Annotated in this window: 16 protein-coding genes; 12 read left to right on the top strand and 4 right to left on the bottom strand. The window is 74.6% G+C overall.

Annotated features, from left to right (window positions below):
* Positions 1 to 3: 3 nt before the first annotated feature.
* Positions 4 to 261 carry a Sec-independent protein translocase subunit TatA gene (gene tatA / locus ACT17Q_RS12045; RefSeq protein WP_094179442.1) on the bottom strand — a complete coding sequence of 86 codons (258 nt, stop codon included), beginning with the start codon at positions 259 to 261 and terminating at the stop codon, positions 4 to 6.
* 219 nt (positions 262 to 480) lie between these two features.
* Between tatA and ACT17Q_RS12040 the strand changes: the two genes are divergently transcribed.
* On the top strand, positions 481 to 621 hold the full coding sequence (locus ACT17Q_RS12040) for a hypothetical protein (RefSeq protein WP_444662675.1): 141 nt from the start codon (positions 481 to 483) through the stop codon (positions 619 to 621).
* Here the strand turns inward: ACT17Q_RS12040 and ACT17Q_RS12035 are convergent.
* Positions 611 to 3,562: a glycoside hydrolase family 3 N-terminal domain-containing protein gene (locus tag ACT17Q_RS12035; RefSeq protein ID WP_444662673.1), complete on the bottom strand. Its 2,952-nt coding sequence runs from the start codon at positions 3,560 to 3,562 to the stop codon at positions 611 to 613. The two genes, ACT17Q_RS12040 and ACT17Q_RS12035, sit on opposite strands and share 11 nt — an antisense overlap.
* 388 nt (positions 3,563 to 3,950) lie before the next feature.
* Here ACT17Q_RS12035 and ACT17Q_RS12030 point away from each other — a divergent pair, with 388 nt between their 5' ends.
* Genes ACT17Q_RS12030 through ACT17Q_RS12015 form a run of 4 tightly spaced genes read left to right on the top strand, consistent with a single transcriptional unit; the run spans position 3,951 to position 10,207 of the window.
* Positions 3,951 to 5,618 carry a sugar ABC transporter substrate-binding protein gene (locus ACT17Q_RS12030; RefSeq protein ID WP_444662672.1) on the top strand — a complete coding sequence of 556 codons (1,668 nt, stop codon included), beginning with the start codon at positions 3,951 to 3,953 and terminating at the stop codon, positions 5,616 to 5,618.
* Complete coding sequence (locus ACT17Q_RS12025; protein WP_444662670.1) at positions 5,615 to 6,691, top strand: ABC transporter permease; 1,077 nt, start codon at positions 5,615 to 5,617, stop codon at positions 6,689 to 6,691. Before ACT17Q_RS12030 ends, ACT17Q_RS12025 begins: the two co-directional genes overlap by 4 nt.
* Entirely contained in the window at positions 6,688 to 7,683 is a 996-nt protein-coding gene (locus tag ACT17Q_RS12020) for a carbohydrate ABC transporter permease (protein WP_094179444.1), read from the top strand. The genes ACT17Q_RS12025 and ACT17Q_RS12020 overlap by 4 nt, the downstream gene beginning before the upstream one ends.
* A 10-nt stretch (positions 7,684 to 7,693) precedes the next feature.
* On the top strand, positions 7,694 to 10,207 hold the full coding sequence (locus ACT17Q_RS12015; protein WP_444662667.1) for a glycosyl hydrolase family 95 catalytic domain-containing protein: 2,514 nt from the start codon (positions 7,694 to 7,696) through the stop codon (positions 10,205 to 10,207).
* Positions 10,208 to 10,217: 10 nt separating this feature from the next.
* Here ACT17Q_RS12015 and ACT17Q_RS12010 read toward each other — a convergent pair whose 3' ends face one another.
* A complete protein-coding gene (locus tag ACT17Q_RS12010) occupies positions 10,218 to 11,228 on the bottom strand; it encodes a LacI family DNA-binding transcriptional regulator (RefSeq protein ID WP_141320971.1) in 1,011 nt (336 codons plus the stop codon).
* Positions 11,229 to 11,491: 263 nt separating this feature from the next.
* On the opposite strand from ACT17Q_RS12010, the gene ACT17Q_RS12005 reads away from it, so the two are divergent.
* From ACT17Q_RS12005 to ACT17Q_RS11975, 7 genes are all read left to right on the top strand, one after another.
* On the top strand, positions 11,492 to 13,525 hold the full coding sequence (locus ACT17Q_RS12005) for a beta-galactosidase (protein ID WP_444662664.1): 2,034 nt from the start codon (positions 11,492 to 11,494) through the stop codon (positions 13,523 to 13,525).
* Positions 13,526 to 13,576: 51 nt separating this feature from the next.
* The gene (yicI, locus tag ACT17Q_RS12000; protein WP_444662662.1) at positions 13,577 to 15,880 is read left to right on the top strand and encodes an alpha-xylosidase; all 2,304 of its coding nucleotides are present in this window, start codon (positions 13,577 to 13,579) and stop codon (positions 15,878 to 15,880) included.
* Between the two features lie 169 nt (positions 15,881 to 16,049).
* A complete protein-coding gene (locus ACT17Q_RS11995) occupies positions 16,050 to 17,495 on the top strand; it encodes a GH1 family beta-glucosidase (RefSeq protein WP_444662660.1) in 1,446 nt (481 codons plus the stop codon).
* Between the two features lie 201 nt (positions 17,496 to 17,696).
* A complete protein-coding gene (locus tag ACT17Q_RS11990; protein WP_141320963.1) occupies positions 17,697 to 18,026 on the top strand; it encodes a hypothetical protein in 330 nt (109 codons plus the stop codon).
* Between the two features lies 1 nt (position 18,027).
* Positions 18,028 to 18,891 carry an HAD family hydrolase gene (locus ACT17Q_RS11985; protein ID WP_444662658.1) on the top strand — a complete coding sequence of 288 codons (864 nt, stop codon included), beginning with the start codon at positions 18,028 to 18,030 and terminating at the stop codon, positions 18,889 to 18,891.
* Positions 18,892 to 18,901: 10 nt separating this feature from the next.
* Positions 18,902 to 19,774 (top strand): alpha/beta hydrolase, encoded by an 873-nt coding sequence (locus tag ACT17Q_RS11980; RefSeq protein WP_232514594.1) that lies wholly within the window; start codon positions 18,902 to 18,904, stop codon positions 19,772 to 19,774.
* Entirely contained in the window at positions 19,771 to 20,550 is a 780-nt protein-coding gene (locus ACT17Q_RS11975; RefSeq protein ID WP_444662655.1) for an alpha/beta fold hydrolase, read from the top strand. The genes ACT17Q_RS11980 and ACT17Q_RS11975 overlap by 4 nt, the downstream gene beginning before the upstream one ends.
* A 21-nt stretch (positions 20,551 to 20,571) precedes the next feature.
* On the opposite strand, the gene ACT17Q_RS11970 is transcribed toward ACT17Q_RS11975, so the two are convergent.
* Positions 20,572 to 20,994, bottom strand: a complete 423-nt coding sequence (locus ACT17Q_RS11970; RefSeq protein ID WP_444662653.1) for a hypothetical protein — start codon at positions 20,992 to 20,994, stop codon at positions 20,572 to 20,574.
* Between the last annotated feature and the right edge of the window lie 118 nt (positions 20,995 to 21,112).

The raw sequence follows: 21,112 nt of genomic DNA, 5'->3' as shown, positions 1-21,112 counted from the left end.
CCGTCAGGCCGCGGGCTGCTGCGGACCCGGCGGGGTGGCGGGTGCGGGCACGACGCCGCCGGGGGCTGTGGGGGCGAGGCCGACGGGCGCGGCGGGGCTGCCGGCGGGCTCGTCGGCCGTGAGGTCCTTGACCTCGCTCTTGAAGATCCGCAGCGACTGCCCGACGCCGCGCGCGAGCTCGGGCAGCTTGTTCGCGCCGAACAGCAGCACGAGCACGGCTACCAGGATGACGAGGTGCCAGGCGGACAGGTTTCGCAGCACGGGCGGTTCTCCCAGCTCGGGGCTTCGTCGTCGAAGCGCTTCAACGGCCCATGGTCGCCCAGCAGGTCCGATCCGTCAACCAACGCCCGCGACGCCCGCCGTTGACCGGTGCTCCGCTCGCGGCGTTGAATTGAACCGCCTCGAACCGCCTCGAACCGCCTCGAACCGCCTCGAACAGGGCCGGCGACCGACGCCGACCCGTGGACGAAGGGACGCGGTATGGGCGCGTGGGCGGACGTGCTGCGGGCCGGTGCGACGCCGGACCGGCCGCCCGCGGACCTGCCGGACGGCACGCGCGGCGGCTGGCTCGTCGACCCCTACGGCCACCGCTGGCTCGTGCGGAACGCCGTCACGGCGTGAGCTCGACGGTCGCGAGGCGGGCCGCGCCGACGAGCACGAGCCGGACGTCGCCGAGCGGCGTGCCGTCCGGACCCGGGTCGAGGAGGGCCTCGACCGGGTGCCAGTCCCAGCGGCCGCCGCCGGCGGGGACCTCCAGCCGCGCGACCGTGCGCCACGGCTCTTCCGTCGCCTCGTCGGCCGCGCTACCCGCCGTGCCACCCGCCGCGTGAGCCAGGCGGTCGGGGATCGCGTCGACGGCGACGCGCACCTCGACCTCGACCCGCGCGGTCCCCGGTCCGGTGCGCGCGACGACCGCCCGCACCGCGCGTGCACCGGCGAGGTCGCACGTGGACATGACCACCGACCCGCGCGCACGCCGGCGTGCGACCTGGACCGCGGTGCCGCGCTCGCGCGTGCGGTCCGTGAGCTCGACGTCGTGCAGCTCGTCGGCGTCGGCCGCGCGCACCGCGTGCCCGACGAGCGCGCGCGGCGGGACGGGCTCGCCGGTGACGGTCAGCGACGCACGCAGCGGCAGGCGGGCGGCGGACGCCCCCACGCCGAGCACGTAGGTCCCGGGCTCGACGACGAAGCGGTCGCGCGTGACGTCCCAGGTCGCGAGTCGCGCGAGGGGCACCCGCAGCTCGACGTCGCGCGTCGCGCCGGGCTCGAGCGCGACGCGTGCGTGCGCGACGAGGCGGTGGCCGTACGGCAGCCGGTGGGCCGGTGCGTCGGCGTACACCTGGACGAGCTCGTGCGCGGTGCGCGTCCCGTCGTTGCGGACCGTGACGGTGAGGGCGACCTCGTCGTCGCCACCGCTCGTGCCCGCGGCGGCCCACGTGCATGCGGTCGGCGTCACGGCGCGGTAGGCGACCTCGCCGTAGGTGAGCCCGTGGCCCAGCGCGTAACGCGGCGCCGCGGTCGCGTACCACGTGGTGTGGTGGGCGGCGATGACGTCGTAGTCGAGCAGGTCGCCGACGTCCTCGACCCGCGCGGGCCACGCCTGGGCGAGCCTGCCGGTGGGCTCCGAGTCGCCCACCAGGACGTCGGTGAGGCCGTGCCCGAGCTCCTGCCCGCCGTGCGACGTCCACACGACGGCGTCGGCGTCGAGGTCCTCCGGCAGCACGTACGGGTACGACGAGACGACGAGCAGCACGTGCCGGGCCGCCGGTGACGCGTCTGCCGCGACCCGCCAGGTGGCGAGCATGCCGGTGGGGAGCGTCAGCGCGGGGCGGTCCTGCGTCTCGCGTCCGCCCAGGTGAGGGTCGTTCCCGAGCGCGACCACCACGACGTCCGCGCCGTCGCACGCCTCGCGGACGGCGCAGGCACCCGCGCGGACGGTCTCGACGGCGAACCGCTCGGCGTGCGCGAGCGTCTCGCCGTCGGCGACGAGCGTGCCCTGCTCGTCGTGCTGCACACGCAGCCACCGGCCCGAGCCGGCGTGCTGCAGCGACCACGTGCCGTCGTCGTGCACGTGCCGGCGGAACGTCTCCTGCGCGACCCATCCGCCGACGCGGGTGGCGTCGGCGTGCGCGACCCACCGTGCGCCGGTCCACAGCAGGCCGGTCGCGGCGACGTGCAGCGTCCACAGCCCGCTCTCCCAGAGCGTCGCGTCGTGCTGCGCGGCCGCGTCGCGGGCGTCGCCGTCCGCGACCAGGACGTGGCCCGCGCCCGCGGCCCGCACGGCCCGGCCGGTGCTGCTGGAGCGCAGGACGATCCGGTCCGCTCCGTCCGCGACCCGCACGTGGGCGTCGCCGAGCCGCTCACGCAGCGCGGTCGCGAGACCGACGGTGTACGGCGGGGTGCCCGAGTACCAGTCGTGCAGCACGCGCTCGGCGAACGGTCCGACGACCGCGACGACGGCACCCGGTGCGACGGGGAGCGCGCCGGCGTTCTCGAGGACGACGACGCCGCGCGCCGCGGCCTCGCGGGCGAGCGCCCGGTGCTCGGGCAGGTCGATCGCGTCCGCGGGCACGACGAACGGGTCGAGCTCGGGGTCGAGCTCGCCGGTGCGGATCCGCAGCTCGAGCTGGCGCGCCACCGCGCGGTCGATGACCGCCTCGTCGACGAGCCCCCGCTCGAGCGCCTCGCCGACGCGCCGCGTTGTCGGGCCCGCGTCGGCGTCGTTGTCGGTGAACGAGTCGATCCCGGCGCGCAGCATCGCCGCGTGCGCCTCGACGTGGTCGTCGTAGAACCGCTGGAGGTCGACCACGAAGCCGGGCGCGGCGGCGTCGGAGACCACGAACAGCTCGTCGGGCGTCGCCTCGCGCAGCAGGTCCAGCAGCTCGCCCGCGAGGTGGTTGGGGCGGCCGTCGACGAGGTTGTACGCGGCCATGACCGCGCCCGCGGCCCGTGCCCGCAGGGGACCGGTGAACGCGGGCAGCTCGTACTCCCGCAGCACGCGCGGGCGCAGCTGCGAGCTCGTCACGGCGCGGTCGGTCTCGTTGTTGTAGCCGAACGCGTGCTTGAGCGTGGGGACGGTGCGCCAGTAGGTCGGGTGGTCGCCGCGCAGGCCGTGCGCGTACGCCGTGGCGAGCTCGGCGGTGAGGTACGGGTCCTCGGAGTAGCCCTCCTCGTTGCGGCCCCAGGCGGGGTGGCGCAGCGGGTTGACCACGGGCGCCCACACGTTGAGCGAGACGGACGGGTCGGCGGCGTGCTTGGCGCGCAGCTCGACGCCGACCGCGTCGCCGACGCGGCGCAGCAGGTCCGGGTCCCACGTCGCGGCGAGGCCCACGGGCTGCGGGAACACCGTCGCGGTGCCGAGCCAGGAGACGCCGTGCAGGACCTCGGCGCCGGTCGTGAACGCGCGCAGGCCGAGCCGCTCGACCGCGGGGCCACGCTGGTGCAGCATCGCGATCTTCTCGTCGCGCGTGAGGCGCCCGACGAGGTCGGCCGCCCGCTCGCGCGGCGAGCGCGACGGGTCGAGGTACGGCGCACGCGGGTCGGGGGTGGTCACGTCGGGCACGTCGCTCTCCTCCAGGCGGCACAGGGTGGCAGTCGCCGCCGGTCATTGAACCGATTCGATGGCGTGGATCACAAGTCCGGGCGGCACCGAGCGGTGCCGTGATCGCGGCAGAGCGCGCGTGGGCGCCCGGACGAACCACGTCGACGTCCAGGTATCGGACACGGAACCCGGCAACGCGGGAGGTCACCACCCGGATCGGTGAGGATGGTTGCAATCCGACGGCATCCCGACTACGTTCCCCGTCGAACCGCTTCGACAACCGGGTCGGCGGTTCGGCGGCCGTCCGCAGCGCGTCGACTCGCGCCGATGTCTGGCCGAGCAGGTGCCTGTCTTCCCCGTGCACCGAGGCGTGCGCGGGGCTCGTCCGCATAAGGGAGTGAGGACGCTCATGAACAGCTCCACCCCTCGAACCGGCCGGCTCGCCGACGTGGAGGTCGGCCGCCGTGGGTTCCTCGGGATGATCGCCGCGGGTGCCGCGGTCGTCGGTGTGCCGTCGCTGCTGTCCGCGTGCAGCGGCGGCGGGCAGGGCGGCGCCGCTGCGCCCTCCGCGCAGGCGACCGTGTCCGCGCAGATCCTGCCCGCGTACTACCCCGTGGAGTACGCGAAGCCCGACGTCCCGGGCGTCAACGGCTCGACGCCGGGGTACACGACCATCCCGGAGTCGTTCGTGCAGTCGGTCCCCGAGCCGCCGGGCACGGGCCTGACGTTCACCGCGATGACGCCCCTGTGGGGCACCATCCCGCCGGTCCAGGGCAACAAGTACTACGAGGCGGTCAACGGCGCGCTCGGCTCGACGATCGAGTTCCGCATCTCGGACGGCAACACGTACGGCGACAAGCTCGCGACAGTGCTCGCGTCCGCGAAGGACGTGCCGGACTGGGTGTGCGTCCCGACGTGGAACATCCCGCCGCGGTTCGGCTCGGAGATCGTGCCGAACCTGTTCCAGGACCTCACGCCGTTCCTCGCGGGCGACAAGGTCAAGGACTACCCGAACCTCGCGAACATCCCCACCGCAGCGTGGAAGTTCTGCGTGTTCAACGACCGCCTCTACGGCCTGCCGTTCCCGGGTGAGCTCATCACCGACGCGACCTTCTACCGCAAGGACCTCATCGAGGCCAAGGGCATCACCGTCGACGTGCGCTCGGCGCAGGACCTGCTCGACCTCGCGAAGGAGCTCACGGGCGGCAACGTGTACGGCGCCGAGGACCTGTGGATCACCGCGACCCAGATGTTCGCGGTGCCCCCCAAGTGGACCCTCGACGGCGACACGCTCGTCAACCGCGTCGAGACCGAGGAGTACCGCGCCGCGCTCGAGTGGACCGCGAAGCTGTTCGCGTCGGGCGCCGTCCACCCCGACGCGGTCGCCGGCAACACGGGCGAGGCGAAGACCCGGTTCCAGGGCGGGCGCTCCCTCATCGCGAGCGACGGCCTGGGCGGCTGGCACGAGGCGCTGCGCGACAACCTGGGCGCGAACCCCGACTACTGGCAGCAGCCGTTCGCGCCGATCGCGGCCGACGGCGGCACGCCCGTGCTGTTCCAGGGCAACCCGGCGAACATCTTCTCGTTCCTCAAGAAGTCCGACGACGAGGCGCGCATCACCGAGCTGCTCGCACTCGCGAACGTGCTCGCGGCACCGTTCGGCACCACCGAGTTCGACGTCATCAACAACGGCGTCGAGGGGGTGCACTACACCAAGGACGACCAGGGCGTGCCCGTGCCGACCGAGCTCGCGGCGACCGAGCTGCAGCCCACGTACATGTTCCTGGTGGACCCGCCGGTCGCGCAGGCACGCGTGCAGTACCCGGGCTTCGTCGAGGCGTACAGCACGTGGATGGCGGACGCGGCGCAGTACGTGACCGAGCCGCTGTTCTTCGCGATGCAGATCGTCGAGCCGGCGCGCTACGCGTCGATCGGCCAGCCGTTCGTCGACCTCGAGAAGGACATCGTGCGCGGCCGCAAGAAGCTCACCGACCTCGATCCCGCGGTCGAGACCTGGAAGGCGTCGGGCGGCGAGGAGCTGCGCGCGTTCTACCAGGAGATCCTGGACCAGCTGTGACGGGTGCTCGACTCACGCAGGGTGCCGCCGCCGACGAGGCGGCGGCACCTGCGGACGGCCCGACGAGCGGACCGGTCGCGGGGTCGGACGCACGGACGGCCGCCAGGACGCGGGCGCCGCGCGGACCGCGGCGGGCGGGCACGAACGTGCCGCACCGTGCGGTCCCGTGGACCACCCGGCTGCGCCGCGACCGCTCGCTGCTGCTCATGACGCTGCCCGCGATCGTGCTCCTGGTCGTGTTCGCGTACGTCCCGATGCTCGGCAACGTCATCGCGTGGCAGGACTACTCGCCGTACCAGGGCTTCGTCGCGAGCCCCTTCGTCGGCTGGGACAACTTCGTGCGGGTGTTCGACAACCCGCTGTTCCTCGACGCGGTCGAGAACACGCTCGCGATCACGCTGTTCCAGCTCGTGTTCTACTTCCCGGTCCCGATCTTCCTGGCGCTCCTGCTCAACAGCGTCGTCTCGCCGCGCGTCCGCACGGTCATCCAGTCGATCGTCTACCTGCCCCACTTCTTCTCGTGGGTGCTCGTCGTGACGATCTTCCAGCAGATCTTCGGCGGCGCGGGGCTCATCAACCAGACGCTGCGCAACAACGGCGTCGACCACGCCGTGACGTTCATGACGAACCCGGACACGTTCCTGGTGCTCATCACGTCGCAGTCGATCTGGAAGGACGCCGGCTGGGGGATCATCATCTTCCTCGCCGCGCTCAGCACGGTGCCGCCCGAGCAGTACGAGGCCGCCGTCATGGACGGCGCGAACCGCTGGCGTCGCATGTGGCACGTGACGCTGCCCGCGCTGCGGCCCGTCATCGTCCTGCTGCTGATCCTGCGCCTCGGCGACGCGCTGACGGTCGGGTTCGAGCAGCTGATCCTGCAGCGCGACGCGGTCGGCGCGCAGGTGTCCGAGGTCATCGACACCTACGTCTACTACCAGGGTGTCATCTACGGGGACTGGAGCTTCGCGGCCGCCGCGGGGCTGGTCAAGGGTGTCGTGAGCCTCGCGCTGGTCCTCGGGGCGAACAAGCTCGCGCACGTGTTCGGTGAGGCGGGGGTGTACCAGCGCGCATGACGGGGACCGGTCCGGAGATCTCAGGTCAGGCGGCGGTGCTGCCACGCGACGTCGTCGACGACGCGCGTGGCAGGAGACCGCGCCGGCCGCGCCGCAACAAGTACCGCGCCGTGTGGGAGGAACGCCCCTCGCTCGCGGGTCAGACGACGAAGGTCGTCGTGCTCACGCTCGTCGTCCTGGCGGTGCTGTTCCCGCTGTGGACCGTCGTCGTGACGAGCCTGTCGACCACGCAGGAGTCCATCGACGCGGGCGGGCTCGTCGTCGTCCCCGGGGACCTCACGCTGCGCGCCTACACGCAGATCCTGTCGGGTGGCGTCGTGACCCGGGCCGCGCTCGTGAGCGTCGGCGTCACCGCGGTGGGCACGGTCATCTCGGTGGTCGTGTCGGTGCTCGCCGCGTACGGCCTGTCGCGCCCGGGCTCGTTCGCGCACCGGCCGATCCTGTTCGTGTTCCTCGTGACCATGTTCTTCGGTGCGGGCATGATCCCGACGTACCTGCTGGTGAGCTCGCTCGACCTGATCGACACGTACTGGGCGCTGATCCTGCCGGGCGCGGTCTCGGCGTTCAACGTCCTGATCCTGCGCAACTTCTTCATGGGCATCGACAATGCGATCCTCGACGCGGCGCGCATGGACGGCGCGGGTGACTGGCGGATCCTGCTGCGGATCGTGCTGCCCATGTCGAAGGCCGTGGTCGCCGTCGTCGCGTTGTTCTACGGCGTGGGCTACTGGAACGCGTTCTTCAACGCGATGCTCTACATCAACGACAACACCAAGTGGCCGCTGCAGCTCGTCCTGCGCTCGTACGTGCTGCAGGGCGTGACCCTGCCGGGCTCGGGCACCGGGCAGGTGGACGTCGGCGCGGGCGCCGTCACGGGTATGCCCGTGAAGATGGCTGTGATGGTGCTCGCGGTGATCCCGATCCTCGTCGTGTACCCGTTCGTCCAGCGCCACTTCACCAAGGGCGTCATCTTCGGCGCCGTCAAGGGCTGAGGCGTCGCACGTGTCGGGCGGTGACCGGCTCCGGTTCACGGGCCCCGCGCGCCGGTGGGTCGAGGCGTTCCCCGTGGGCAACGGCCGGCTCGGCGCGATGGTGCACGGCGGAGTGCGCGACGCGCGCGTGCAGGTGAACGACGCGACCGCGTGGTCCGGCCACCCGGACGGGCCGGCGCGCGCGCTCGCGGACCTGCGCGCGCGCGGTGTGGGGCCGGGCACGCTCGCGCGGCTGCGCGACGCGGTCGCCGACGGCCGGCACGACGAGGCCGCCGCGCTCCTCGGGTCCCTGCAGGGGCCGTACGCGCAGGCGTACCAGCCGTTCGCCGACCTGTGGGCCGACGTCCTTCCCGACGACGGGGATGCCGACGACGGCGGCGCGGAGGACTTCGAGTATTGCGGGCGGGCCCTCGACCTGCGCGACGGCCTCGTCACCGAGCGGCTCACGACCCCGCGCGCGGGGTCGCCGGGCGGGCTCGACGTGCGGTGGTTCGCGTCCGCGCCGGACGGCTGCCTGCACGGCCGCTGGCGCGCCACGGGCACGCGGTTCACGCTGGCGCTGCGTCTCGTGGGCGCCCATCCGGGTCCCGCGGCGGACGAGACCGACGCGGTCGGCCTCGACGCGGGCGACCCCGACGCGGCCGGCCCCGACGCGGGCGACCCCGACGCGGCCGGCCCCGACGCGGTCCGCGTGCTCGTCGAGCTGCCGTTCGACGTCGCGCCGCCGCACGAGCAGGTCGTGCCGGGCGTGACGCGGCACGGACCGGCCCGCACGCTCGTCGGCGCCGCGGTCCTGCGCGTCGCGAGCGACGGACGCCTGACCTGGGCGCGGGACGGCGTGCGCGTGACCGGCGCGACGTGGGTCGAGGCCGTCCTGGCGACCGCGACGACGTCCCGCTGGCCGGACCCGGGCCCGCTGCGGGCGCCGGGCGACGCGCTCGCCGACGCGACCCACGCCGCGAGCGCCGCGCTCGCGCGGGGGACCGCGGACGGTGACCTGGCGGAGCGTCGGCACGTGGCCGACCACCGGGCGCTCGCGGACGCGACCACGCTGTCCTTCGGTGCTCCCGTGGACCTCGTCCTGCCCGACGCGATCGACGAGGTCCGCGGCGTGCCGCTCGCGCAGCGTGCGCAGGCGGCGTTCGCGTTCGGCCGCTACCTGCTCATGGCGTCGTCGCGGCCCGGTGCGCCGCCCGTGACGCTCCAGGGACGGTGGATGGACGAGCACCGCCCGCCCTGGTCGAGCGCGTACACCCTGAACATCAACCTGCAGATGGCCTACTGGGCGGCGGAGCCGACCGGCCTGGGGGCGTGCGTCGGGCCGCTCGTCGACCTCGTGCGGCTGCTGGCGCGCCAGGGTACGGCGGTGGCGCGCGAGCTGTACGGCTGCGACGGCTGGGTCGCGCACCACAACAGCGACGTGTGGGGCTGGGCGCTGCCGGTGGGCCGGGGCCAGGGTGACCCGGCGTGGGCGGGGTGGTGGATGGGCGGCGTGTGGCTGTGCCGTCACCTGTGGGACCGCTACGCCTACTCGCTTGACGAGGACGTGCTGCGCGAGGTGTGGCCGGTGCTGCGCGGTGCGGCCGCGTTCGCGCTCGACTGGCTGGTGCCCGACGGCGCGGGCGGGCTGGTCCCGAGCCCGTCGTCGTCACCCGAGAACGAGCGGCTCGTCGACGGCCGGCCGGTCGCGTTGTGCGCGGGGTCGACGATGGACGTCGCGCTGGTGCGCGACCTGCTGACGCACTGCCTCGAGGCGGTCGACGTGCTCGGGCTCGACGAGCCCTTGGTGCCGCGCTGGGCGGACGCGCTCGAGCGTCTGCCGCGTCCGGGTGCCGGTGCGGGCGGCCTGCTGCGCGAGTGGCCCGACGACGCGCCCGCGCGGGACCCGCACCACCGGCACCTCTCCCACCTCGTCGGGCTGTACCCGCTCGACGAGCTCCTCGGCGACACCGCACGGTCGCCGCGGGAGCACGCGTCCGGCCCCGCCGTGCCCGGGTCCGGACGTCACGTCGCCGAGGCGGCGCGCGCGAGCCTGGACGCGCGCGGCCCCGGGTCGACCGGGTGGTCGATGGCCTGGAAGGCCGCGTTGCGCGCGCGCCTCGGCGACGGTCCCGGGCTGGAGTCGGTGCTCGCGGACGCCCTCCTGCCGGCGCGCGGCGACGGCCCGACCGCGGGCGGTCTGCTGCCGAACCTGTTCTCGACGCACCCGCCGTTCCAGGTCGACGGCAACCTCGGGCTGGTGGCCGCGATCGCGGAGGCGCTCGTGTCCGCGACGCGTACGCGCGTGCGTGTCCTGCCCGCGCTGCCACCGTCGTGGCCCGACGGCGCGGTGGTCGGCGTCCGCGCGCCGGGTGCGCTGACGCTCGACGTGCGCTGGTCGGCGGGGCGGCTCGTCGAGGTGGTCCTGCACCCGGGGCGCGACGAGGAGCGCGAGGTCGAGCACGCGGGGACGGTCCGGCGGGTGCGGCTGCGCGCGGGTCGCGCGACGCGGCTCGGGCCGGGCCTGGTGGACCGTGCGGGCTGACGCGACGGGCTCAGGGCGCGGGCGGTGCCGCGCAGCTGCCGTGCTCGAGCAGCCGCGGGGCGAGCAGCCGTGTCTCGACGGCCATGGGGCGAGCCTGCCGGTCGACGGCCATCGCGACGGCGGTGCGGCCGATCTCGACGGACGGGATGTCGATGACGGACAGCGGGACGGGCAGGTGGGCGGCGAGCCGCGTCGGGCTCACCGCGAGCACGGAGACGTCCTCGGGCACGCGCAGGCCCTCGCGGGCGAGCGCGTCGAGCACCCCGGGCAGCGCGCCCTCGTTGTGCACGACGAACGCCGTGACGCCCTCGACCTCGGCGCGCGCGCGGGCGACGGCGGCCGCGGCCTGCGGGTAGGACTCCTCGAGCGGCACCACGGTGTGCCGCACGCCGAGGCGGCCCGCCTCCTCGCGGAAGCCCTCGATGATGCGCACGGCGTAGTTGGCGCTGCGCGCGATCGCGGCCTCGCTCGCGCCCAGCAGCGCGATGCGCTGGTGGCCGTGCTCGGTCAGGTGCCGTACGGCGAGCCGGCCCGCGGCCGTGAAGTCGAGGTCGACGCACGACAGGCCCTGCGAGTCGCTGGGCACGCCGATGAGGATCGAGGGCTGGCGCAGCGCGGCGAGCACGGGCAGCCGCGGGTCGTGGCGCTCGATGTCCATGAGGACGAGCGCGTCGACGCGCGACCCGGCGGCGAGGCGGTGCACGTCCGCGACGTCCTCGTCGGTGAGGACCAGCACGTCGTCGCCGTGCTCACGGGCCCCGGCGAGCACGCCCGCGACGATCTCCATGACGGTCGCGGAGTTCGTCTCGAGCGCGCGCAGCGGGACGACGAGCCCGAGCACGTTGGTCTGGTTGGTCGCGAGCGCGCGGGCGCCCGCGTGCGGGCTGAACCCGAGCTCGCGGATCGCGCGCTCGACGCGCGCGCGGGTGGCGGCGGAGATGGGCCGCTTCCCGGAGAGCACGTAGCTGACGGTGGACGACGAGACGCCGGCGAGCTTCGCGACGTCGGCGATCGTGGCCATGCGGCGGATCCTACCGATGCCGCGGGGCGCGGTGTCGAACGTCTTCATCGTGGATCTCGACTAATCGCTTCGATTCACCCGCTCGCGGCGTCCCCGCACCAACGCACGCGCCGGACGCCCGGTTGTGGACGCCGCTGCTCGCGCGTGGCTAGCATCATCGACGACCGCGCGTTGAAGCGCTTCGACGATCGTCGGGCGCGATGCCGACCGACATCCCCGGCGCCCCACCACCCGGCCGCGTCACCCAGCCCAGGAGGACCGCGATGACCGCCCCCACCCGCCGCGGCCTCGCGTCCCTCACCGACCGTCCCGGTGGTCGTCGGCTGCTGTACGGCGCGGACTACAACCCCGAGCAGTGGTCGCGCGCCACGTGGCGCGAGGACGTCGCGCTCATGCGCGACGCGCACGTCTCGCTCGTGACCGTCGGGGTGTTCTCGTGGTCCGTGCTGCAGCCCGCCGAGGACACGTGGGACCTCGACTGGCTCGACGAGGTCATGGACCTGCTGCACGAGCACGACGTCGCGGTCGACCTCGCGACCCCGTCCGCGTCGCCGCCGCCGTGGCTCACAGCGCTGCACCCGGAGACGTCCGCGGTCGACGCGCGCGGCGTGCGCATGTCCGTCGGGTCGCGCAACCACTTCTGCCCGAGCGCGCCCGCGTACCGCGCGGCCGCGCTGCGTGTCGCGACCACGCTCGTCGACCGGTACGCGGGGCACCCCGCGCTCGCGATGTGGCACGTCGGCAACGAGTTCGGCCAGGAGTGCTTCTGCGACCTGTGCGCCGCGCGGCTGCGCCGCTGGCTGTCCGCCCGGTACGGCGACGTGGACGCCCTGAACGACGCGTGGGGCACGGCGTTCTGGAGCCAGCGGTACCGCACGTTCGACGAGGTCGTGCCGCCGCGCGCCGCGCCCTACCTGCACAACCCCGCGCAGCTGCTGGACTGGCGGCGCTTCACGTCCGACCAGCTGCTGACCCTGTACCGCGAGCAGGCCGCCGTGCTGCGCGCGGGCTCCGACGCGCCGGTCACGACGAACGCCATGGGCTTCTTCGGCGGCGTCGACCAGCACTCGTGGGCCGCCGACCTCGACGTCGTGTCCGACGACCACTACGGCGACCCGCAGGACCCGACCAGCCCGGCGCGCGCGGCGCTGACGCACGACCTGACGCGCGGCGTGGCCGGTGGTGCGCCGTGGCTGCTCATGGAGCAGGCGGCGGGGGCCGTGAACTGGCGCCCGCACAACGTCCCCAAGACGACCGCGCAGATGCTGCAGGACTCGCTGCGCGCGGTCGCGCACGGCGCCGACGGCGTCTGCTACTTCCAGTGGCGCCAGTCCGCCGCGGGCGCGGAGAGCTTCCACTCGGCGCTGCTCCCGCATGCCGGGCCGGACACGCACCTGCACCGGGCGGTCCGGGACCAGGGCCGCGTGCTCGCGCTGCTGGGCGACCTGGTGGGCACCCGCGTCCCGGCGCGCGCGGCCCTCGTCTTCGACTGGCCCGCGCTGTGGGCGGGCGGGCTGCCCGCGCGGCCGTCGGACCGCCTGGACGTCGTCGCGCAGCTCGAGGCGTACCACCGCCCCCTGTGGCGCGCGGGCGTCGCGACCGACGTCGTGCCGTCGGACGCGGACCTCGACGCGTACGACCTCGTCGTCGTCCCCGCCCTGCCGCTGGTCGCGGACCGGGCGGCAGCCGCGATCGCGCACGTCCCGCGGCGGGGCGGCGTGCTCCTCGTCGGGCCGTTCAGCGGCGTGCAGGACCCGACGACGCGCGTGCGGACGGGCCCGTTCCCCGGGCCCTGGACGGACGTGCTCGGCGTCGCGGGCGAGGAGTGGCGGCCGCTGCCCGACGCGGGCGTCGCGCTGCGCAGCGCGACGTACGGCGACCACCGGGCGCACGTGTGGTCGGAGCGGCTCGAGGCGCGTGACGCGCAGGTGCTCGCGACGTACGACGGGGCGGACCTGGCGGGCGCGCCCGCGGTGACCCGCCGCGTGCTGCCCGGCGGCGGCCAGGCCTGGTACGTCTCGACGCTCCCGGACCCGGCGGTCCTGGACCGTGTCGTGCTCGACTGCGCGGCCGCCGCCGGCGTGCACGGCCCGCTGCCGCTCGTCCCCGACGGCGTCGAGGTCGCGCAGCGCGGCGACCTCGTGCTCCTGCTCAACCACGCCGGCGACGAGCGGGCGGTCGAGCTCGTCCCGGGTGCGCGCGACCTGCTCGGCGTGCCCGTCCACGACGGCGTCCTGCGTCTGCCCCCCGGCGGGGCGGCGGTCGTCGCGGGTGTCGCGTCGGCCCCGCCCGGCTGACCCGCCCCGCCCCGACACCACCCGTCGTCCTCGACGAGAGAGAGCACTGCGATGAAGTTCACCGACGGCTACTGGCTCCCGTTGCCGGGGGTGCAGGTGCTGCGCCCCCGCGACGTCGCCGACGTGCGGGTCGACGACGACCGGCTCACGGTGTGGTCCTCGACCGCACCGCTGACGACGCGCGGCGACACCCTCAACCGCCCGCTCGTCACGGTGACGTTCACCTCGCCGCTCGACGACGTGATCGGGGTGCAGGTCGACCACCACCGCGGCGGCACGGACCGCGGCCCGCGCTTCGAGGTCGCGGGCGGCACACCGGACCTCAAGATCACGCACGAGCCGGGCACGGGCACGGCCGAGGTGCGCTCCGGCGCGCTCACGGCGACCGTGCGCACCGAGGGCGCGTGGGGCGTGCAGTTCTCCGGCGGCGGGCGGGTGCTCACGTCGTCGACCCCGCGCAGCATCGGCGTCGTGACCGACGCGGCGGGTGACGCGTACGTCCACGAGCAGCTCTCGCTGGGCGTCGGCGAGCACGTGTACGGGCTGGGGGAGAGGTTCGGACCGTTCGTCAAGAACGGCCAGAGCGTCGACATCTGGAACGCCGACGGTGGTACGGCGAGCGAGCAGGCGTACAAGAACGTGCCGTTCTACCTGTCGGACGCGGGCTACGGCGTGTTCGTCGACGACCCGGGGCGCGTGTCGTTCGAGGTCGGCACCGAGGTGGTCTCCCGGACGCAGTTCTCGGTCGCGGGCCAGACCCTGCGCTACTACCTGATCTACGGGCCGAGCCCCAAGGAGATCCTGCGCAAGTACACCGCGCTCACGGGCCGCCCCGCGCGCGTCCCCGCGTGGTCGTACGGGCTGTGGCTGTCCACGTCGTTCACCACGAGCTACGACGAGGCCACGGTCACGTCGTTCGTGGACGGCATGGCGGAGCGCGACCTGCCGCTGTCCGTCTTCCACTTCGACTGCTTCTGGATGCGCGAGTTCCACTGGAGCGACTTCGTGTGGGACCCGGCGACGTTCCCGGACCCGGTGGGCATGCTGTCCCGGCTCAAGGCCCGGGGCCTGCGCATCTGCGTGTGGATCAACCCGTACATCGCGCAGCGCTCGCGGCTGTTCGACGAGGGCAGGGACCGCGGGTTCCTGGTGACGCGCGCGGACGGCTCGGTGTGGCAGACGGACATGTGGCAGGCGGGCATGGCGCTCGTCGACTTCACCAACCCGGACGCCGTGGCGTGGTTCACCGGCTACCTGCGCGAGCTGCTGGGGCAGGGGGTGGACGCGTTCAAGACCGACTTCGGCGAGCGGATCCCGACGGACGTCGTGTGGCACGACGGCAGCGACCCGCACCGGATGCACAACTACTACACGCACCTGTACAACCGCGCGGTGTTCGAGCTGCTCGAGGCGGAGCGCGGCGAGGGTGAGGCGGTGCTGTTCGCCCGGTCGGCGACGGCGGGCGGCCAGCAGTTCCCCGTGCACTGGGGCGGCGACTGCGAGTCGACGTTCGAGTCGATGGCGGAGGAGCTGCGCGGCGGCCTGTCCCTCGCCTCGTCGGGGTTCGCGTACTGGAGCCACGACATCGGCGGCTTCGAGGGCCGGCCGGACCCGGCGGTGTTCAAGCGCTGGGTCGCGTTCGGGCTGCTGTCCTCGCACAGCCGTCTGCACGGCTCGGACTCCTACCGCGTGCCGTGGGCGTTCGACGACGAGGCGGTGGACGTCACGCGCACGTTCACCCACCTCAAGCACCGGCTGATGCCGTACCTCGCGGAGCTGGGGGAGCAGGCGCACGAGCAGGGCGTGCCGGTGATGCGCCCGATGGTCCTGGAGTTCCCGACCGACCGCGGCGCGGCCACGGTCGACACGCAGTACATGCTGGGCGACTCGCTGCTCGTCGCGCCGGTCTTCTCGGCCGAGGGCGACGTGGACGTGTACGTGCCGGACGGGACGTGGACGTCGCTGCTCGACGGGTCGCAGGTCACCGGCCCCCGGTGGGTGCGGGAGGAGCACGGCTTCAGCTCGCTCCCGCTGTACGTGCGGCCCGGCACGGTGCTGCCGTTCGCCGCGCACACCGACCGGCCGGACGGCGACTGGGCGGACGGCCTGACGCTGCGTCTGTTCGACCTGCCCGACGGTCACCGCAGCCGCACGCGCGTGCCGTCGTCGTCGGGCGGCGACCCCGTGTGGTTCACGGTCGAGCGGGTCGGGGAGCGCGTGCGCGTGATCGCGCAGGGCACGAGCGCGCCGTGGCACGTCAGCGTGGAGCGCGGGCGCGAGTCGGGTGCGGTGACGGCGAGTGCGCCCGCGGGCGTCGCGGAGGTCGTCGTGGAGCTGGCCGCCCCCCGGGGCTGAGGACGTATCGTCTCTCGACGGGCGGCCGCTGCTGGTCCGACGGCCGCTCGTCGGGTATCGTAACGATTCGATCCCGCCGGAACCGGTTCCGGCGCCCGTACTGCGCACCACCCCGTACCGCCCCCGCCCGGTCACCGCGGGGCGCGCCCAGCCACCGAAGGACCCAGCCATGACCACGACGCGTCCGTCCGGCCGCCAGTTCCCCGCCGACTTCCTGTGGGGCTCGGCCACCGCGTCCTACCAGATCGAGGGCGCCGTCGACGTCGACGGCCGTGGCCCGTCGATCTGGGACACGTTCTCCCGCACGCCCGGCAAGGTGCTGGGCGGCGACACCGGCGACGTCGCCGCCGACCACTACCACCGCGTCGAGCAGGACGTCGCGCTCATGGCCGAGCTCGGCCTCGAGGCGTACCGCTTCTCGCTGGCGTGGCCGCGCATCCAGCCGACGGGCTCGGGGGAGTTCAACGAGGCCGGCCTCGCGTTCTACTCCGACCTCGTCGACCGGCTCGTCGCCGCGGGCATCAAGCCCGTCGTCACGCTGTACCACTGGGACCTCCCGCAGCCGCTCGAGGACGCGGGCGGCTGGGCCAACCGCGAGACCGCGCTGCGCTTCGAGGAGTACGCGCGCAAGGTCGCCGAGGTGCTGGGCGACCGCGTGCACCTGTGGACGACCCTCAACGAGCCGTGGTGCTCGGCGTTCCTCGGCTACGCGAGCGGCGTGCACGCCCCCGGCGTCACGGACGACGAGAAGGCGCTGCGCGCCGTGCACCACCTCAACCTCGCGCACGGCCTCGCCGCGCGGGCGATCAAGGACGTGCTCGGCGAGGACACGCCCATCTCCATCACGCTCAACCTCCACGTGACGCGCGCCGCGAGCGACGACCCCGCGGACGTCGAGGCCAAGCGCCGCGTCGACACCATCGCCAACGAGGTGTTCCTGCGCCCCGTGGTGGACGGCGAGTACCCCAAGGAGGTGTTCGCGGACACGGAGTCGATCACCGACTGGTCGTTCGTGCTCGACGGGGACCTCGACCTCATCAAGGTGCCGCTCGCCCTGCTCGGCGTGAACTACTACTCCACCGGCCGGGTCCGGTACGGCACGCCGCCGGTCGGCGACGGCAAGCCCGGCCCGGACGGCCACCGCTCGTCGGTCCACTCGCCGTGGGTCGGCGCGACCCACTCCGAGTGGCTCCCGCAGCCCGGCCCGCACACCGCGATGGGCTGGAACATCGAGCCCGAGGGTCTCGTCGAGCTGCTCGTCGAGCTGCACGAGCGCTACCCGAACCTGCCGCTCGCCGTCACCGAGAACGGCGCCGCGTTCTACGACACCGTCGACGAGGACGGTCGTGTGCACGACGTCGAGCGCGTCGCGTACCTGCACGACCACATCGACGCCGTCGGCGAGGCCATCGACAAGGGCGTGGACGTCGTCGGGTACTTCGTCTGGTCGTTCCTGGACAACTTCGAGTGGGCCTACGGCTACGACCGTCGGTTCGGTGTCGTGCGCGTCGACTACGACACGCTCGAGCGCACGGTCAAGGACTCGGGTCGCTGGTACGCCGAGCTCGTGCGCACCCGCACCATCCCGACGATCGAGTCGGCCGCGACGCTCTGACGTCGGCTCGACCCGGTCGAGCCACCTCGTCACCCCGAGCCACCCGTGCCCGGCGGCGCAGCACGCGCCGCCGGGCACGCTCGTCGTCGGGCTCGTCGTCGGGCTCGTCGTCGGGCTCGTCGTCGGGCTCGTCGTCGGGCTCGTCGTCGGGCTCGTCGTCACGATTCGTCGTCCCGTGCGCGCATCGGGGAGGATCGGCTCATGGCCCGCCGCTCGACCAAGCGCCCCTACGGCGCCGAGCACGTCCCGCTCGACGTGCACCGGGCCACGGGCGGGCGCACGGTCCAGGACGGACCGGACGGGGAGTGGGTCGTGCAGCGGGTGCGCGGCGGCGAGCGCGACTACCGCTGCCCGGGCTGCGACCAGCCGGTCCCCGCGGGCACGGCGCACGTCGTCGCGTGGCGGACCGACGACTGGCGCGGTGCCGGCGTCGAGGACCGGCGGCACTGGCACGCGGCGTGCTTCGAGGCGCGCGGCCGCCGCGGCCCGACGACGCGTGGCGCCGCCCGTCGCCCGACGAGGGGGGCGTGACGTGACCGCGGGCCCCGCCGCGACCTGGCCCACGCGCGCGCCGCGCCTGCTCGCGACCGACCTCGACGGCACGCTGCTCGACCCGGCGGGCGCCGTGTCGCCGCGGACGGCCACCGCGCTGCGCGCCGCCGAGGACGCGGGGATCGAGGTGGTGTTCGTGACCGCGCGCCCGCCGCGCTGGCTCTCGGACCTCGCGTCGCACGTCGCCGGGCACGGCGTGGCGATCTGCGCGAACGGCGCCGCGGTCGTCGAGGTCGCCACCGGTCGCGTGCTCGCCGAGAACGGCATGCCCGCCACGCTCGTCGGCGCGCTCGCCCGCAGGCTGCGGGACGCGCTCGGGGAGGTGCACCTCGCGGTCGAGAGCGTGCACGGCTTCGCCGCCGAGCGCGGCTACGTCGACGCGCACGTGCTGCCCGAGCGGTACCCCGTCGCGGACCGCATCGAGGACGTCCTGACCGACTCGACGCTCAAGCTGCTCGTGCGCACGCGGGCCGACCACGGCACGGGGCACGCGACCGTCGTGCAGCGGGCGGTCGGCAGCGCGGCGCTCGTCGCCGACTCGGGTGCCGTGGGGCTCGGGGAGGTCAGCGCGCGCGGCGTGACGAAGGCGGGTGCGCTCGCCGCGTGGGCGCAGCAGCGTGGGGTGCGCGCGCAGGACGTCTGGGCGTGCGGCGACGCGCCCAACGACCTGCCGATGCTGGCGTGGGCGGGCCACTCGTTCGCGATGGCGAACGCGTACGACGAGGTGCGTGCCGGTGCACGGCACACGTGCCCCGCCAACGTCGACGACGGCGTCGCGGTGGTGCTCGAGCACGCCACCGCGCTGGTCCGGGGCCCCGCGCGCACGGCCGGGGGCACGGCATAGGCTCGTCGGGATGAGCACCACGACCCCGACCCCGGACCCGGCCACCGACGCCGGCGCGACCACCGCTGGTCCCACCCAGATCCGCTCCCTGACCGTCCTGCCCGCGTACCGCGAGGACGTCGAGTTGCACACGGCGGACGGGCTCACGCTCGTCGGCGAGCTCGCCCGCCCGCTCGGCCCGGACGGCGGACCCGCGACGCCCGCCGCGACGCTCGTGACGCTGCACCCGCTGCCCACGCACGGTGGCTACATGGACTCGCACGTGTACCGCAAGGCGGCCTGGCGGCTGCCCGCGCTCGCGGACCTCGCCGTGCTGCGGTTCAACACGCGCGGGACGTCGAGCCCGCGCGGCACCAGCGAGGGGTCGTTCGACGAGGGCCGGGGTGAGCGCTTCGACGTCGCGGCGGCGATCGAGTACGCGGAGTTCCACGACCTGCCGCGCCGGTGGCTCGTCGGCTGGTCGTTCGGCACGGAGCTCGCGCTCATGCACGGGCACGACCCGTCGGTCGAGGGCGCGATCCTGCTCTCGCCGCCGCTGCACCGCGCGAGCGACGCGGACCTCGACGCGTGGGCCGAGTTCGGCCGTCCGCTCGTCGTGCTCGTGCCCGAGCTGGACGACTACCTGCGTCCCGACGAGGCGCGCGCCCGGTTCGCGCGCGTGCCGCAGGCCGAGGTCATCGGTGTGGACGGGGCCAAGCACCTGTGGGTCGGCGAGCCGGCCGTGCGGCGCGTGCTCGACGAGGTGGTCGCGCACGTCCTGCCGGGGCACGCGCCGCTGCCGACGACCTGGGACGGGCCGTCGACGACCGCGACGACCGGGACGGGCACGCCCGTGGACGGCGCCGACGACGAGCGCGGCGACGCGCGCGAGGAGGACGCATGACGCTGCACGTGCTGCGGGACGGCGGGGACGACCTGGCGGTCGTGCTGCTGCACGGCTTCCCGCTCGACCACCGCATGTGGACCGCGGTCGCGGGACGCCTCACCGCGCCGCACCGCGTGCTCGCGGCCGACCTGCCGGGCGCGGCGGGTGCGGACGCGGACCTGCCGGAGCCGTCGGTCGAGGCCGCGGCGGACCGGGTCGCGGCCGATCTCGCCGAGGCGGGGGTGACGCGCGCGGTCGTCGTCGGGCTCTCGATGGGCGGCTACGTCGCGCTCGCGCTCGCGGAGCGGCACGCGCCCCTCGTCGCGGCGCTCGGCCTGGTCGACACCAAGTCGACCGCGGACACGGCCGACGCGCGCGCCAACCGCCTGCGGATCGCCGACGAGGCGGAGTCGACGGGCACGGTCGACCCGGTCCGCGGCATGGCGACGACGCTCGTGGGCGAGTCGACGCGCGCCGCGCGGCCGGACGTCACCGCGCAGCTCGCTGCCTGGATCGACGAGCAGTCGCCCGCCGGGGTCGCGTGGGCGCAGCGCGCGATGGCGTCGCGGCCCGACCGCACGGACGTCCTCGCGGCGTTCGACGGCCCGGTGGTGGTGGTGGTCGGTGACGAGGACGCGGTGACGCCGGTCGCGGCGGCCGAGCACCTCGCCTCGTCGGCGCGCGACGCGCAGCTCGTCGTCGTGCCGCGCTCGGGCCACATGTCGGCGGTCGAGCAGCCCGGCGCGGTGGCGGCCGCCCTCGACGACCTGGTGCAGCGAGCGGTGTCGTCCTGACGTCGTCGACGCCGGGCCCGCTCAGCCCTCCGTGCGCAGCCGCGCGAGCGCGTCCCTCATGTCGATCGACTCGCCGTCCTTGCCGCCCGCACCGATGACGAGCGGCGGGTCGGACGGCTCGGGGCGCACGCCGCGCAACCGGCCGACGACGCTCGGGGGAGTGCGCAGCACGTAGAACTCGCCGTCGGTGTCGATCGCGACGGTCTCGTCGAACCGCAGGTACCAGCCGTGCAGCGGCGTGCGGTAGCGGGCGCGGCCGTCGTACGTGCGCACGCGCAGCGGCTCGGGCTGCGGGCCGTGCTCACGCGCGTGCGCGAGGAACTCGGTGATCATCGCGCGGGCCTGCGCGGACTCCGACTCGCGCCGCTGGCGCAGCGCCTCCGCGTGCGCGTGCGCGGCCTCACGGCGTTCGGCGCGCCAGCGCGCGGCGTCGGTGTCGCTCATGACCGTCCTGATCGGTCGTCGGGCGCCCGGACCTGAGGGTCGGGGCGGTCGTCCTGCGTCCGACGAGGTGTCCGTCCGACGCGGGACGGCGGCCGGCCCGGTCGGGACGGCCGCCGCT

Source organism: Cellulomonas sp. CW35 (assembly GCF_052378485.1).
In the GTDB taxonomy this organism is placed as follows: domain Bacteria; phylum Actinomycetota; class Actinomycetes; order Actinomycetales; family Cellulomonadaceae; genus Cellulomonas; species Cellulomonas uda.
The sequence above is the reverse complement of the archived record's forward strand: the minus strand, read 5'-3'. Positions and strand labels throughout refer to the sequence as shown.

Bases quoted from the DNA above. Each gene is read 5' to 3' on its own strand.
- ACT17Q_RS12030 (WP_444662672.1), top strand. From the start codon at position 3,951: ATGAACAGCTCCACCCCTCGAACCGGCCGGCTCGCCGACGTGGAGGTC.
- ACT17Q_RS12020 (WP_094179444.1), top strand. From the start codon at position 6,688: ATGACGGGGACCGGTCCGGAGATCTCAGGTCAGGCGGCGGTGCTGCCA.
- ACT17Q_RS12005 (WP_444662664.1), top strand. From the start codon at position 11,492: ATGACCGCCCCCACCCGCCGCGGCCTCGCGTCCCTCACCGACCGTCCC.
- ACT17Q_RS11975 (WP_444662655.1), top strand. From the start codon at position 19,771: ATGACGCTGCACGTGCTGCGGGACGGCGGGGACGACCTGGCGGTCGTG.
- ACT17Q_RS11995 (WP_444662660.1), top strand. From the start codon at position 16,050: ATGACCACGACGCGTCCGTCCGGCCGCCAGTTCCCCGCCGACTTCCTG.
- ACT17Q_RS11980 (WP_232514594.1), top strand. From the start codon at position 18,902: ATGAGCACCACGACCCCGACCCCGGACCCGGCCACCGACGCCGGCGCG.
- yicI (WP_444662662.1), top strand. From the start codon at position 13,577: ATGAAGTTCACCGACGGCTACTGGCTCCCGTTGCCGGGGGTGCAGGTG.
- ACT17Q_RS12010 (WP_141320971.1), bottom strand. From the start codon at position 11,228: ATGGCCACGATCGCCGACGTCGCGAAGCTCGCCGGCGTCTCGTCGTCC.
- ACT17Q_RS12040 (WP_444662675.1), top strand. From the start codon at position 481: ATGGGCGCGTGGGCGGACGTGCTGCGGGCCGGTGCGACGCCGGACCGG.
- ACT17Q_RS11990 (WP_141320963.1), top strand. From the start codon at position 17,697: ATGGCCCGCCGCTCGACCAAGCGCCCCTACGGCGCCGAGCACGTCCCG.
- ACT17Q_RS11970 (WP_444662653.1), bottom strand. From the start codon at position 20,994: ATGAGCGACACCGACGCCGCGCGCTGGCGCGCCGAACGCCGTGAGGCC.